The 13,836-nt window shown below is 64.7% G+C and carries 13 protein-coding genes and 1 tRNA gene; 8 read left to right on the forward strand and 6 right to left on the reverse strand.

Going from position 1 to position 13,836, the window contains the following annotated elements:
* Positions 1-36: 36 nt before the first annotated feature.
* Positions 37-111: a pyrroloquinoline quinone precursor peptide PqqA gene (gene pqqA, locus AC3QL2_RS18945; protein ID WP_139379539.1), complete on the reverse strand. Its 75-nt coding sequence runs from the start codon at positions 109-111 to the stop codon at positions 37-39.
* Positions 112-229: 118 nt separating this feature from the next.
* Between pqqA and AC3QL2_RS18950 the strand changes: the two genes are divergently transcribed.
* From AC3QL2_RS18950 to AC3QL2_RS18960, 3 genes are all read left to right on the forward strand, one after another.
* Positions 230-1,129: an alpha/beta fold hydrolase gene (locus AC3QL2_RS18950; RefSeq protein WP_493236239.1), complete on the forward strand. Its 900-nt coding sequence runs from the start codon at positions 230-232 to the stop codon at positions 1,127-1,129.
* A gap of 139 nt (positions 1,130-1,268) precedes the next feature.
* A complete protein-coding gene (locus AC3QL2_RS18955) occupies positions 1,269-1,682 on the forward strand; it encodes a c-type cytochrome (RefSeq protein ID WP_493236240.1) in 414 nt (137 codons plus the stop codon).
* 231 nt (positions 1,683-1,913) lie between these two features.
* The gene (locus AC3QL2_RS18960; protein WP_481114977.1) at positions 1,914-2,180 is read left to right on the forward strand and encodes a DUF2249 domain-containing protein; all 267 of its coding nucleotides are present in this window, start codon (positions 1,914-1,916) and stop codon (positions 2,178-2,180) included.
* 6 nt (positions 2,181-2,186) lie between these two features.
* Here AC3QL2_RS18960 and AC3QL2_RS18965 read toward each other — a convergent pair whose 3' ends face one another.
* Positions 2,187-3,371, reverse strand: a complete 1,185-nt coding sequence (locus AC3QL2_RS18965; protein WP_493236241.1) for an HPP family protein — start codon at positions 3,369-3,371, stop codon at positions 2,187-2,189.
* Positions 3,372-3,471: 100 nt separating this feature from the next.
* On the opposite strand from AC3QL2_RS18965, the gene AC3QL2_RS18970 reads away from it, so the two are divergent.
* Both AC3QL2_RS18970 and thrC read left to right on the forward strand, forming a co-directional pair.
* The gene (locus AC3QL2_RS18970) at positions 3,472-4,584 is read left to right on the forward strand and encodes a hypothetical protein (RefSeq protein WP_493236242.1); all 1,113 of its coding nucleotides are present in this window, start codon (positions 3,472-3,474) and stop codon (positions 4,582-4,584) included.
* Between the two features lie 56 nt (positions 4,585-4,640).
* A complete protein-coding gene (thrC, locus tag AC3QL2_RS18975) occupies positions 4,641-6,080 on the forward strand; it encodes a threonine synthase (RefSeq protein ID WP_493236243.1) in 1,440 nt (479 codons plus the stop codon).
* A 101-nt stretch (positions 6,081-6,181) separates the two neighbouring features.
* Here thrC and AC3QL2_RS18980 read toward each other — a convergent pair whose 3' ends face one another.
* Positions 6,182-8,284 carry a TonB-dependent receptor family protein gene (locus AC3QL2_RS18980; protein WP_493236244.1) on the reverse strand — a complete coding sequence of 701 codons (2,103 nt, stop codon included), beginning with the start codon at positions 8,282-8,284 and terminating at the stop codon, positions 6,182-6,184.
* 307 nt (positions 8,285-8,591) lie between these two features.
* Between AC3QL2_RS18980 and AC3QL2_RS18985 the strand changes: the two genes are divergently transcribed.
* On the forward strand, positions 8,592-9,092 hold the full coding sequence (locus AC3QL2_RS18985; protein ID WP_493236245.1) for a hypothetical protein: 501 nt from the start codon (positions 8,592-8,594) through the stop codon (positions 9,090-9,092).
* 125 nt (positions 9,093-9,217) lie between these two features.
* On the opposite strand, the gene AC3QL2_RS18990 is transcribed toward AC3QL2_RS18985, so the two are convergent.
* On the reverse strand, positions 9,218-10,444 hold the full coding sequence (locus AC3QL2_RS18990) for a porin (protein ID WP_493236246.1): 1,227 nt from the start codon (positions 10,442-10,444) through the stop codon (positions 9,218-9,220).
* A gap of 443 nt (positions 10,445-10,887) precedes the next feature.
* Between AC3QL2_RS18990 and pyrF the strand changes: the two genes are divergently transcribed.
* Entirely contained in the window at positions 10,888-11,706 is an 819-nt protein-coding gene (pyrF, locus tag AC3QL2_RS18995) for an orotidine-5'-phosphate decarboxylase (RefSeq protein WP_493236247.1), read from the forward strand.
* Positions 11,707-11,763: 57 nt separating this feature from the next.
* Here the strand turns inward: pyrF and AC3QL2_RS19000 are convergent, their stop codons facing one another.
* Positions 11,764-12,360, reverse strand: coding sequence for a DUF938 domain-containing protein (locus AC3QL2_RS19000; protein ID WP_493236248.1), 597 nt, complete (start codon positions 12,358-12,360; stop codon positions 11,764-11,766).
* 131 nt (positions 12,361-12,491) lie between these two features.
* On the opposite strand from AC3QL2_RS19000, the gene AC3QL2_RS19005 reads away from it, so the two are divergent.
* Positions 12,492-13,640 (forward strand): TIGR03088 family PEP-CTERM/XrtA system glycosyltransferase, encoded by a 1,149-nt coding sequence (locus AC3QL2_RS19005; RefSeq protein ID WP_493236249.1) that lies wholly within the window; start codon positions 12,492-12,494, stop codon positions 13,638-13,640.
* Positions 13,641-13,726: 86 nt separating this feature from the next.
* Here the strand turns inward: AC3QL2_RS19005 and AC3QL2_RS19010 are convergent.
* Positions 13,727-13,803, reverse strand: a tRNA-Pro gene (locus tag AC3QL2_RS19010).
* Between the last annotated feature and the right edge of the window lie 33 nt (positions 13,804-13,836).

A 13,836-nucleotide genomic window follows, 5' to 3' on the forward strand; every position in this document is an offset into this window, starting at 1 on the left:
GGACGGACAGGCCGCTGGCGGCCTATCCGGATGCCATCACTTGGCGGCGATGTACATGGTGATTTCGAAGCCGAAACGCAGATCGCAAGCTTGGGGGGTGGTCCAGGTCATGATGAGTCTCCAATTTTTTGATTGATGGTTACGGTCCGCCGGAAGGCGAATCCGTGGAATGCATTGTTGCGGGGGCGGCATACTTGCGCCTCACGAAAATCATTATTTCGAGGTTGGAATGGCGAACGGATTGCTCGACGTGGGCGACGACCACCGGCTGTATTACGAGACCTGGGGCAACCCGGCCGGTGTGCCGGTGGTAGTGCTCCATGGCGGGCCGGGCAGCGGCTTCAGCCCGCGTCTGCGCGAGCTCTATGACGAGCGGCGCCATCACGTGGTGTTCTTCGACCAGCGAGGCTGCGGGCGTTCGCTGCCGTTTGGCGAGATCCGCGCCAACACCACGGCGCATCTCGTCGACGACATCGAGCGCCTGCGCCGCCATCTCGGCATTGTGCGCTGGTGGGTGAGTGGCGGCTCGTGGGGGGCGACGCTGGCGCTGGCCTATGCGGCGGCCTATTCGCAGGTGGTGGACGGCCTGGTGGTGCGCAGCGTTTTCATGCCGGGCGATGGCAATGTGCGCTGGTTCTTCGAAGGGCTGGCGACGCTGCGGCCGGAGGCCTGGCGGACCTTGTCCGCGGCGCTGGGCGGTGCGCCGGATCTGCTGGCCGAACTGGCTTTCCGTCTCAGTGGGGATGACCGGGAGCTTGCACGGGACACGGCGCTGGCCTGGCTTACTTATGAGCAGGCAGTGAACGATCCGGCCGCGCCGCTGCCATCGCCGACGGTGGAGGAGCTCGACCGCCTGGTGGGCAAGTACCGGCTGCAGGCCCATTACCTGCAGTTCGGCTGCTTTCTTTATGAAGAGGACTTCCTGGATGCCTGCGCGGGACTGTCCGGCGTGCCGGTCTGGCTGATCCACGGTAGTGACGATGTGGTCTGTCCGCCATCGAACGCCGAGCGCATCCACGCCCGGATTGCCGGCAGCCGGCTGGTACGGATCAACGGGTGTGCCCACGACCCCTTTCATCCGGGGATGGCGGCGGCGTGGCGGGCGGCGCTGGGGGGCGGAAAGGGCTGAAAAATGGTCGGAGCGCGCATCGGCCGGTGCCAATTGATGCGGGTCAATGAGACGGGAAGGTGCTGAGGGCTAGCATCGCACCGTGTTCCTGAAGTGTTCCGTGGAACCCCCAATCCCCATTAGATTACCGAGACCGTTCATGCGTACAACAAAACTCCTCCCCCTGCTTCTCGTTGCCCTGCTGGCCGCCTGCGGCAAGTCCGAAGCTCCCAAGTCCGAGGCGCCGAAGGTTGAAGCGCCTGCTGCCGCTGCTGCGCCGGCCGCAGCTCCGGCGCCGGTGGCCGACGCGGCAGCCGATGGCGGCAAGGGCCTCGACGTGTTCAAGAAGACCTGTGTGATGTGCCACCAGACCGGCGTCGCCGGCGCGCCCAAGCTCGGCGACAAGGCCGACTGGGGCCCGCGCATCGCGCAGGGCAAAGACGTCCTGTACAAGCACGCCATCGAGGGCTTCAATGGAAGCAAGGGTGCCATGCCGGCCAAGGGCGGCAACCCGTCCCTGTCCGATGAAGAGATGAAGGCCGCTGTCGACTACATCGTCTCCAAGGGCCAGTAAGCGTTCGATTCTCCTTTGACCTCAGCGCGCACCCCCCGCGCGCCAAAGCCCGGCCGGGCAATCTGCGGCCGGGTTTTTTTTGCCTGCTGATTGGAGCGCGGGTGCTTGAATGTACGAGCCCTGCAGCACCGCGCGCAAACCCGATGCAGATCAAGGAAAGCCGGTTTGGCCGACGGCACACTGACGATACCCGACAGATTCAGTCGGATTTATCGATACCTTGGAGCCAGCATGCAAACCATCCACGTCTGCAACCACACCACCCCCGAAGCCATCTACCCCTTTGACGCCCGCGGCATCGCCAAGCGTTTCCGCCACGCGGCCATCTTCGGCGCGCTGGATGCACTGGTGCCGGGCGAAACGATGCGCTTCTGCAATGACCACGATCCGCTGCCGCTGCTCGGCCAACTGCAGCAACGCTACGGCGAGACGGTGTCCATCACCTACCAGCAGCGCGAGCCCGGCGCGATCGTCATCGACTTCGCCAAGCTCGGCTGAGCACGTTCAGGTCTGGTCGCCCCGCACGTAATCGAGGGCCTCGTGCTGGAACAGCACGGCGGTCATCGTCGTCGGGGTGATCAGGCCGACCAGTTTGCCGGCTTCGTCCACCACCGGCAGCGCCCCTTGACCGCGCTGGCCGAGGATGTCGGCGGCGACGGCGATGCCGTCGGTCAGGCTGGCGGTGCGCAGGCCGCTGCGGGGCGTCAGCATGAGCTGCCCGACGACCTCCGGCTTGTCGGTGTGCGGGCCAGGGGTCGGACGCAGCAGGCGGCGCACGTTGTCGCCGATGCGCTGGCCGTTGTCCGGTTCCACGTGGTGCAGGAAGTCCTTCAACGTCAACAGGCCGATGACCCGCTCGGCCCGATCCACCACCGGTAGCACTGAAAGGGCGTGGCGGCTCATCAGGCGCCAGGCGTCGTTGAGTTCGGTGGCGAAGTCCACGCGCTGCGTCGCCGGGCCCATCACATCACCGCAGGTCAGCAGCACATGGCGGTGGAAGGCGTGGCGCGCTGCGCGCTGGAAGACCTGGGTCAGGTCTTCCTCGCTGATGTCCAGGTAGGCGTCGATCTCTTCCAGGGCCGCGGCGAGGTCCGGCTGGCGGATGCCGGCGGGGCTGCGCTCCGGCAGCTTGGGCGTGGATACGGCGGGCGAGCACAGCGGATAGCGCCGGCCGGGAATCAGGTTATTGACGGTGGTGGCGGCCAGCAGCATGGCGATCACGTTCCAGCCGACCGCGGTCAGGCTGGTCAGCGCGTCGAGCCCCTGGGACGCGGCGCCAACCATCACCAGCGCCATCGCGCCGCCAGGCGGGTGGATGCAGCGCAGTTGGCCCATGAACCATACCGAGATGGCCACCGCCAGCGCGCCGGCGAGGAACGGCGAGGCGATCCAGTGCCCGCAGGCGAAGCCGGCCAGCGCCGGTAGCAGCAGGCCGCCGGCCACGGACCAGGGCTGGGCCAGCGGGGAGTGCGGTAAGGTGAACAGGATCACCGAGGTGGCGCCGAGGGGCGCCAGCTGCCGCTTGGCTTCGGCCGGTGCGGGTAATACAAACAACACGCTTTCATAGATCAGTACGCCGATGATTGCCGCGAGGGCGCTGCGCCAGCGTTCGGCGCGGGACAGGGGGGCGGCGTCGGCGAAAAGGTAGCGGCGGGAAAAACGGAGCAGGGCGAGACGAATGGTTTCCATGGGGTTGAATCTTGTTTTCTTGTTCTGGCATGCCGGCAGGCATGCAGCTTAGGGACGATTCCTGACATGAGCCTTGATCTGTGATTGGTAGGAGGGAAAAGTGCTGCTGATCTATCTGGGGGCGAGCGTCGTGGCGGCGTTCGGGCTGGCCGTCGGGCTGGCGGTGACGGGGGCTTCGCCGGCCGCGGCGGCCCATGCGGCCTTCGCGCTGGGGGCGATGCCGCTGATCTTCGCCGCGATGGGGCATTTCGTGCCGGTGCTGACGCGCAGTGGCGCGGCGGAAAAGCCAATCCACTTCCTGCCGTTGGCGCTGCAACTGGCTGGTGTGCTGGTGGTGGCCGCGCTGGCCGGCGTGTTGCCCGGCTGGAGCCTGCATCTGGCGGCGAGCATCGGCATCGTGGCGGCCCTGGGCTTCCTGGCCTGGCAGTGGCGGCGTGGCCGGGCCGCTCTGGGGCGCCCGCACCCGGGGCTGGCCTGGTACAAGGCGGCGCTGGGTTGTCTGGCCGTTGCGCTGGTGGCTATCCTCGCTGGACTGCTGTGGCCGGCGGCGTATGCCGTGTTGCGCCTGGCCCATCTGCATCTCAATACCCTCGGCTTCATCGGCCTGACCGCCATTGGAACCCTGCATGTGCTGATGCCGACCGCTCTCGGCCAGCCGGACCCGCAGGCGGCGATGCGGCTGCGGCGCCAGTTGCCGTGGGCGCTCGGCGGTGTCGCGGCCAGTGCGGCGGCGGGGCTTATCCCGTTGTTGGCAGTTGTGGGGGGATTGGTGATCGGTGGCGTGCTGATCCACACCTTGCATGGCTGGTGGCGGACCTACGGCCTGGCGCGGCTGCTCGGTGATGGCGCGGCGGTGACGCTGACCGGGGCGACCTGCGGCCTGCTGCTGGTCATCGCTGCCGGCGCTGTGCACGGTCTTGGCGGCATGGTCGCCCGTCCGGCGATCGTCGGTTTCTTCGCGCTGTTCCTGCTGCCGCTGGTGACGGGAGCGTTGTCCCAGCTGTTGCCGGTGTGGCGCCATCCCGGACCGTTGACGCCTCAGCGTACGGCAATGCGGGCGCGGCTGGTGCGCTTTGGCGGCTTGCGGACCGTGCTGTTTCTGAGCGGTGGCGGCCTGCTGCTGGGCGGTGTGGCGGCAGGGGCGGCGCTGCTGGCGGCGGGGATCGCGCTGTTCGCCGGCGTCCTCGTGCATGCCCTGGTGCAGCGCGCCTGAAAGGGCCCGCGGGTGTGCTATCTTCCGGGGTTTTCGTTTTCAACTCGGCGAGAACCATGCGCTACATCTCCACCCGCGGCCAGTCTGCTCCCCAATCCTTCTGCGACATCCTTCTTGGCGGCCTGGCGCCGGACGGCGGCCTGTACCTGCCGGAGACCTACCCGCAGGTGACCCGTGCCGATCTGGACGCGTGGCGCAAGCTGTCCTACGCCGAGCTGGCTTTTGCGATCCTGTCGCGCTTTATCGACGACATCCCCGCTGCCGACCTGAAGGCGATCTGCGACAAGACCTACACCGCCGAGGTGTACGGCTACGTGCGCGACGACGCCAAGGCCGCCGAGATCACCCCGGTGCATTGGCTGGAAGCCGGCAAGCTGGGCCTGCTGGAACTGTCCAACGGCCCGACGCTGGCCTTCAAGGACATGGCCATGCAGCTCCTCGGCAACCTGTTCGAGTACGTGCTCGACAAGCGCGGCGAGCAGATCAACATCCTCGGCGCCACCTCCGGTGACACCGGCTCCGCTGCCGAATACGCGATGCGCGGCAAGCACGGTGTGCGCGTCTTCATGCTGTCGCCCCACGGCCGGATGAGTGCCTTCCAGCGTGCGCAGATGTATTCGCTGCAGGACGACAACATCTACAACATCGCCGTGCGCGGCATGTTCGACGACGCCCAGGACGTGGTGAAGGCGGTCTCCAACGACCACGCCTACAAGGCCAAGTACAAGATCGGCGCCGTCAATTCGATCAACTGGGCGCGCGTTGCAGCGCAGGTGGTGTACTACTTCAAGGGCTACTTCGCGGCTACCGAGAACAACGACCAGCAGGTCGCCTTCGTGGTGCCGTCCGGCAACTTCGGCAACATCTGCGCCGGCCACATCGCCCGCCAGATGGGCCTGCCGGTGGCCAAGCTGATCCTCGCCACCAACGAGAACGACGTGCTCGACGAGTTCTTCCGCACTGGCGTCTATCGCCCGCGCAGCACCGCTGAGACACACGCCACTTCCAGTCCGTCGATGGACATCTCGAAGGCTTCCAACTTCGAGCGCTTCGTCTTCGACCTGGTCGGCCGCAACGGCGACACGGTACGCGAGCTGTGGAGCAAGGTGGATGCGGGCGGTGCCTTCGATCTGTCCGGCACGCCGGAATTCGTCGCCATCGGCCAATACGGCTTTGTCTCCGGCAGCAGCAACCACGCCGAGCGCCTGGCGACGATCCGCCGCGCCGACAAGGACTACGCCACGGTCATCGACACCCACACCGCCGACGGCCTGAAGGTCGCGCTGGAACTGCGCGACCCGTCCGTGCCGACCCTGGTGCTGGAAACCGCCCAGCCGGCCAAGTTCGAGGACACCATCGTCGAAGCCCTGGGCCGCAAGCCCGCGCGCCCGGCCGGTCTGGACAACATCGAGGCACTGCCGCAGCGCGTCGAGGTGATGGATGTGGATGCGGAGGCCATCAAGGCCTTGGTTGCCCGTACGGTCGAAGCCGGCTGACCAGCACGTTCCGCCCATGAAAAATGGCCCCGGATTCCGGGGCCATTTTTCATTCTGGGCTGGCGTTTGCGCGGGGGCGGATGGAGCCCCCCCGCAAGTGCTTACCAAGTGTAGCGGGCGTTGACGCCGGCCATCCAGTTGCGGCCGGGAGCGGACTCGTAATAGCGGCTGTTGGTGTCGCCGACGATCACCGAGCCGACGTAGTTGCGGTCGAACAGGTTGTCGAGGCGGGCGAACTCGCTGAGGCGCCAGTGGTTCAGGCGTTGTTCGGCGGTGACGCGCAGATTGGCGATGGCGTAGGACGAGGCCGGCGTGGCGGTGTTGGTGTCTTCCACGTAGATCTTGCTGCGATAGACGCCTTCGACGGCGGTGGTGATGCCCGGCGTGACTTTCCAGGCCAGATCGCCGAACACGGTGCTGCGCGGGATCCCGGGAATGTAGTTGCCGTCGTTGATGGTCTTGGCGCTGGCGCCCGTGCCGGTGGTGAAGCTGCCGTCGTAGATCGCCCGGATGTGGGAAACCGCGAAGCGGCTGCTCAGGTCACGCCGCCAGGCGGTGTCGAAGGAGGCTTCGATGCCCTGGCGTTGCGTCTTGCCGACGCTCTTGTAGCTGGTCCGGCCGCCGGTGGCGGTGTCGACGACCAGCTCGTCGTCGGTGCTGATCTGGAACAGCGCGACGTTCAGGCGGCTGCTCTCGCCGATGAGGGCTTTGGCGCCGACTTCGTAGTGATTGCTGCGGGCCGGGTTGAGGCCGAAGTTGAAGCTGCCGCCGCTGCCGGAGTAGAACATCTCGTTGAGCGTCGGCGTTTCGAAGCCCTTGGCGGCGCTGGCATACAGATTGACGGCCGGGTTTAGCTTGTACACCACGCCCAGGACCGGCGTGGTCTTGGTGTAGTTGCGGCCGCCGCTGTCGTTGCCGTTGAGCAGGTACTGGTCGGTGATGTCGAACTTGACGGTGTTGTAGCGCAGGCCGCCGGTCAGGCTCCACGGGCCGCGCTGCCATTCGCTCTGCACGTAGGCGCCGGTGCTCTCGACGTTGTCGGCTTCCTTGCGCCTCAGAGTGCTCTTGGTGCCGTTGAGGTTGTCGAAGCCGCTCCGGATGTCCTTGCTGACGTCGTATTCGAAACCGGTGGTGGTCGTGATCTTGCCGCCGAGGGCCTGGCCGATGGCGATCCAGCGGGCGCCGTAGCCGTAGAAGGTCCGGTCGAAGTCCACAACGCCGCCGGAGCCCTTGGTGACGGCGAGGGCGGACGGCGGGATGGCCTGGTACTGGGTCACGCTGCGCTGGCCGCTGTAGGCGGAGATCTGCAGCAGGTCGGTGCCGAAGCGGCGTTCGTAGGCGACGCCGCCCTGCAGGTGGTCGATGCTCTTGCGGGTGTTGTACTGGGTGGCGACCGGGTCGACGCTCCGCGGGTTGCTCTTGTATTCGGCCAGGGTCAGGCCGAGGGGATCCTGGGTGTTGTGCTGCCACAGGCCGTTGATGGTGAAGGTCAGCTTGCTGTCGTCGTCGGGTTTGCCGGTGATCTTGGCGAAGGCCTGTTCGCGGGTCGCGGCGCTGTGGTCGCGGTAGCCTTCGGTGCTGAAGCGGGAGGTGTTGAGCACGTAGCCGAGGCCATCGAGCTTGCCCTGGGCCGTGATGTCCTCTTTCCGGGTGCCGTAGCTGCCGGCGGCAAAGCCGGCATCGACGCTGGGGTTGTCGCGGGGTTCGATGGTGAACAGCTGGATCACGCCGCCGGAGTGGTTGCCGTAGATGGCCGAGAAGGGGCCGCGCAGCACTTCCATGCGCTCGGCCACGTCCAGATTGAAGGTGGCGGCCTGGCCCTGGCCATCGGGCATGCTGGCGGGGATGCCGTCGGCGATCAGCTTGACGCCGCGCACGCCGAAGGCGGCCCGGGCGCCGAAGCCGCGGCTCGAGATCTGCAGATCCTGAGCGTAGTTCTGGCGGTTGTTGGCAACCACGCCGGGGACGGCGACGAGGGCTTCGGACGCATTGACGCGGGGCTGGCCGGACGTGATCTCCTGGCGGTTCAGCACATCGATGGAGGCGGGCAGGTCGAAGCTGGCAGCCTCGGCGCGACTGCCGGTGACGACGACCGGGTTTAGGGTCACGGTCGGGGTGTCGGCGGCCATGGCCGGTGCGTGGGCGGCGGCGAGGGCAGACATCAGGGCGGCGTACAGCGGGCTACGGGCGAAGCGGGCGGGCATTTGTTGTTTGTCTCCGATGTTCTTTGGGTCCGGGAGGTGGCCGGAAGCTGGCCGAAGATACCTGTTTGAGGGGCTGGCCGCCTCAAGAAAATCATGATTCAGGTGCGATATTCAGGGAGGGCAGAGTGTGTTCTCATGGGGGGCAGTGGCTTGCCAGTCTGTGCCGTACGATGTCATCCATGCGTATCGGGCATGCCGATGCGCTGCGAATGTGCGGTTTTCCTGCCCGATGTCCTGTCGTATTGGCTTACAGTCGCTTACAGGCCGCTTGCGGCGTTTCCCATAAAGTCGAGTTGGAGGACATCAAATGAAACGAATTCTTGTTGCAGCTGCGCTGGGCGCCTTGGCCCAAGGCGCGATGGCTGCCGATGTGGGTGTATCCATCAGCATCGGCGATCCCAACTTCTATGGCCGCATAGACATCGGCAACTACCCGCGTCCGGCCCTGCTGTATGCGCAGCCGATGGTGATCCAGCAGGCCCCCCGTGGCGTGGTGCGGGAGCCCCTGTATCTGCGTGTGCCGCCCGGCCATGCGAAAAACTGGGGCAAGCACTGCGCGCGCTACAACGCCTGTGGCTACCCGGTCTATTTCGTGCAGGACCGCTGGTACAACGACGTCTATGCGCCCCGTTACCGGTCGGGTCCGGACTATCGTCCGCGGGAGCGTCATGAGGATCGTCATGAGCACCGCGAGGAGCGGCGGGACGAGCGGAGGGACGAGCGCGGCGGCGGCTGGCAGGATCGTGGCGATGGAGACCGCGGCAACGGTCACGGGCGGGGCCACGGCCGCGGCGGTCGCGACGACTGAGGCTACGGCGTTTCCCAGCCAAAAAAATGGCGCCCCGAAGGGCGCCTGAAGGAGGGAGAAACACAACAGGTTGGTTGGTGGGCATCTCCTTCGATGCCCACCGAAACTGTGTCGCCTGGAAGGGCTTAGAAGAACAGGATGGCGCCAGCGGACAGGGTGCGGTTCTTGGTCTCGCTGTCATCCGCAGTCGCGGTGATCTTCTCTTGATTCAGTTCGCCGACCAGGGTCACGAACTTGTTCAGGCTGTGATAGACGCCCAGGGTGTAGGACTTGTTCTTGCGCTCGTTACCTTGGCCGAGAGCACCGTCGGTGTCCTTGTTCTGACCAAAGTTGATGCCGAATTTGGTCTTGTTCAGCTGGTAGGTGCCTTGCAGGAAGTAGCCTTTGGAGTCGGTCTTGTTGCCGAGGCCATCGCTACCACCAAAGAACTGGGCGCCAACGGTGGAGAGGCCCAGGCCCTTGCCAGCGAAGCCGTAAGCAACGGCACCGAAGTTGCCGGCGTTGGCCTTGGTACCGACTTCGTAGCCAGTGGCGGTAAAGCTCTTGCCCGGGTTGGAGCCAATGCCGTCGCAGGTGGAGCCCTTGGAGCAACTGGTGCTCTGGGTCACAAGGCCGCCCCAGACCTTACCGGGCATGTCACCCTTCCAGTCGTAGTCGACCTTGCCCTGGAAACCCGGGGTCTTGGTCTGGTCGCCAGCGAACGAACTGGGTTGGAAGATCCCGGCGGAAGCCTGCAGGCCGTTGAAGTTCGGCGTCGTGTAGGTGATCTGGGCCTGGAAGCCGGTGTACATGTAACCGTGGCCGATCATGCCAAACGTGGTGTTGAACGGGATGCTGGCATTGGACGTGCCGCCGACGCCCAGCAGGGTCATGTCGGACAGGATGATGTTCTGGCCGAACAGACCGATGTCGCGACCGAACTTGATGGTGCCCCAGTCGTTGTTGCCGAACTGGAAATAGACGTTACGCACGTCGATTTGCGAGAACGGGCTGTTTTTGCCGCCGGTTGCGCCGGCCCCAGGGGCGGTGGGCAGGCCGACCACGTTGGAGGAATCATTGATGCCAGGAGCGAAGCTGAAGTGCGCCTTGATGTCCTGGTCGCCCTGCTTGGTGGTGACGACAAAGTTGATCCAGCCAGGCAACAGGCCGTTGGACAGAGCGCTGTTCTGGGTCTTGGTCTCAGGGCCGCCAGCGACCGAAGTCTTGGAGTCGCGGTTCACGTAAAAGCCGTTGATCGTGCCGTTGATATCCACGGTCACGTCGTTCTGGGTGAAGCTGACTGCTTGAGCGCCGCCGGCAGCTGCAGCCAGGCAGGCGAGGGCGACGGATTGGGCCAGAAGGGTTTTCTTCATAACGATTGTCTCCGGAATTTTGTCGTTGATGTCACCAGCGAAGCGCAGGCTATCGAGCACCGCTACTTCGTCCTCCCTTGGTCGGGCTTCCTTGGGGAAACTCGCCGTGACGGAGCAACAATCCCTGTGCGAGGGCTGTGCCAGAACGGCGGTGTACGCACCCTGGAGGATTGAATTTTCATTCAAGCTACTGTTTTTGAAAGAAATGTTTTTTATGGGTGGGCGAGGGGCGTGCTTGGGGTAGGACAGTTGTCCTGTTCAAAAAATGAACATGTGGTTGTGACGTAACGGAAGCCTTGGTGCAGTTCGTGACAGGGGTGGAGCATGCTGTAACGCAACACGGGGGTCTGGTGCTAATGGCAGCCGGCACAGAAAAAATGGATGGCGCTGGTAAAATCCCTTCCCAGATTTCACTTCCCCGGGCCATCCAGGCCCGTGCACCTATGGATTTCCGTTCAAAACTGGCTGCCGCTTGGCAGCGTCACGACTCCCTGCTTTGTGTCGGCCTCGACCCGGACGTGAAGCGCTTTCCGGCTCATCTGCAGGGGCGTGCCGACGCGGTCCTGGAGTTCTGCAAGGGGATCGTCGATGCGACGGCGGATCTGGCCTGTGCGTTCAAGCCCCAGATCGCCTACTTCGCGGCGCTGCGGGCCGAGGACCAGCTGCAGGACCTGATCGCCTACGTTCACGAGAAATACCCGGAGGTGCCGGTGGTGCTCGACGCCAAGCGTGGCGATATCGGCGCGACGGCCCAGCAGTACGCACGGGAAGCCTTCGAGCGCTACGCGGCGGATGCGCTGACGGTGAATCCCTATATGGGCTTCGATTCCGTCGAGCCTTACCTTGAGTATCCCGATCGAGGCCTGATCGTGCTGTGCCGCACTTCGAATCCGGGCGGATCGGACCTGCAGAACCTCACCGTGGAAGGTGGGGCCAGGCTCTATCAGCGCGTGGCCGAACTCGTCGCCGGCAAGTGGAACGTGCATGGGCAGAATGCGCTGGTCGTGGGCGCCACTTTCCCGCAGGAACTGGCTGACGTGCGCCGCATCGTCGGTGACATGCCGCTGCTGGTGCCGGGCATCGGCGCCCAGGGCGGAGACGTGGAGGCGACCGTCAAGGCCGGCCGGACGGCTGTCGGTACGGGGCTGATGATCTCCTCGTCGCGGGCCATCCTGTATGCGGGGAGTGGTGAGGACTATGCGGCCCAGGCCCGCCAGGTGGCATTGGCCACGCGGGACGAGGTCAACCAGTACCGGTCCTGAGCACTGCACGCATCCATGTGACGGCCGCCGAGCTTGGTGGCCGCGGGGCCGTGAGTATCAGCGCCGCTGCCAGCTCAGGCAGCGGTTGTTGGCGGGCATCACCTCGTCGGCAATGAGTTCGAGGCCAGCGGCCTCGGCCAGGGCGTTGACCGCTTCAAAGTCCCGGATGCCGCGTTCGGGATGCATGGCCTTCAGGCTTGCGTCGAATTCGGCGTTGCTCGGGCTGCTGAACTGCCCGCCATAGTTGAACGGGCCGTAGATGCTCAGTCGTGCGTCCGGCGTGAGCACACGGGGAAGCGACCGGAAGAAGGCCTGGACGCTGTCCCAGCTCATGATGTGCAGCGTGTTGGCGGTGAATACGGCGTCGAACCGGCTTGCCGGCCACGGCCCGCACACGTCCAGCTCGAGCGGTGCAGGGGTGTTCGGCAGGGCGGCCTCGGCCAGCCATTGCAGGACGCCTGGCAGATTCTCGGCCCGATCGCTGGTCTGCCAGATCAGTTGAGGCAGCGCTGCGGCAAAGTGGACCGCATGCTGGCCTGTTCCCGAACCGATTTCCAGGACATGTCGACAGCCGGCAAAGCGGATGCGTAATACGTCAAGGATGGGGTCACGGTTGCGGTCGCATGCGGGCGCATAGGGTTTGTCGCTGATCATTTGTTCTGGTGTCCGTTGGCGCAGGGGCCGGCTGGCGCTAATTGCCGATTTTCAGGAAATCCGTCCGGAATAGGCTGCGGGCGACCTGCTATAGTCGGCGCCTGATTCGGAGAGTATCCAGGCCTGAAAAGATGAGCGACAGTCGCCCCCTGATTATTCACATTGTCTACAGTTTCGATGTCGGTGGTCTCGAGAACGGTATCGTAAACCTGATCAACCGGATGCCGGTCGAGCGCTTCCGGCACATGATCGTTGCTCTGGCTTATTGCTCCCCGTCCTTCTGCCAGCGCATACAGCGCAGCGATGTGGAATTCGTGTCGATCAACAAGGGGGCGGGGCACGGTTTCAAGCTGTATCCGAAAATCTACCGGATGCTTCGGCAACTCAAGCCGGCCGTCGTTCATACCCGCAATCTTGCGGCGCTCGAGATGGTCATCCCAGCCTGGCTGGCTGGCGTGCCCTTGAGGCTGCACGGGGAGCACGGCTGGGATAACTCCGACCCTGATGGCCGGAGTCGCAAATACCAGCTCCTGCGCAAGGTCTATTCTCCGTTCGTCAGCAAGTATATTGCGCTGTCGCGGACGATTGAGTCCTATCTCGTCGACCGGGTTGGCATCCAGGCCGGGCGAATCCGGCGCATCTGCAACGGGGTGAATGCCGACCGTTTCGTGCCTGCGGTGGCGCGGCGGGAGATTGCCGGTTCGCCTTTCAACGATCCCGAGCTGTTTGTGCTCGGAACCGTTGGCCGGCAGCAGGCTGTAAAGGATCAGCCGACCCTCGTTCGCGCCTTTGCGGCGTTCGTGCGGGCGAATCCGGAAGCTGTCCGGCGTGCGCGTCTGATTCTCGTTGGCGATGGGCCGCTGGCGGCAAATCTTGCGGAATTGGTGAAGAGCGAGGGAGTGGTGGACGTCGTCTGGATGGCGGGCGAGCGTTCCGATGTGCCAGAGATCATGCGCGGCCTCGACGTTTTCGTGCTGCCCTCCCAGGCGGAAGGGATTTCCAATACCTTGTTGGAAGCCATGGCCTCCGGTTTGCCCGTTATCGCCACGGCAGTCGGAGGCAATCCGGAGCTCGTCGTCGATGGGCAAACCGGCCTGCTCGTCCCTGCGCTCGATCCGGAAAAGATGGGGGCAGCGTTCGATGCGTTGTTCAAGGATGCTGCCGGTGCGCGTGTGATGGGAGCTGCCGGACGCAAACGCGTCCTCGCCAATTTCAGCATGGATGCGATGATGGGCAACTACCTCGCGCTTTACGAAGGGAAGCTCACCGAGGATCGCTGAGCGGCGCAGGGTTTCTGCGTGAGCGAAAATCCTGCGCAGAAAAACAAAAAGCCAATCTCGAAAGATTGGCTTTTTGTTTGAATCAATGGTCGGGGCGGCGGGATTCGAACTCGCGACCCCTTGCACCCCATGCAAGTGCGCTACCAGGCTGCGCTACGCCCCGACAAGCTGCGCATTATAGACATGTATTCTGGCT

It is taken from the genome of Zoogloea sp. GW822-FHT05C07, assembly GCF_058800215.1.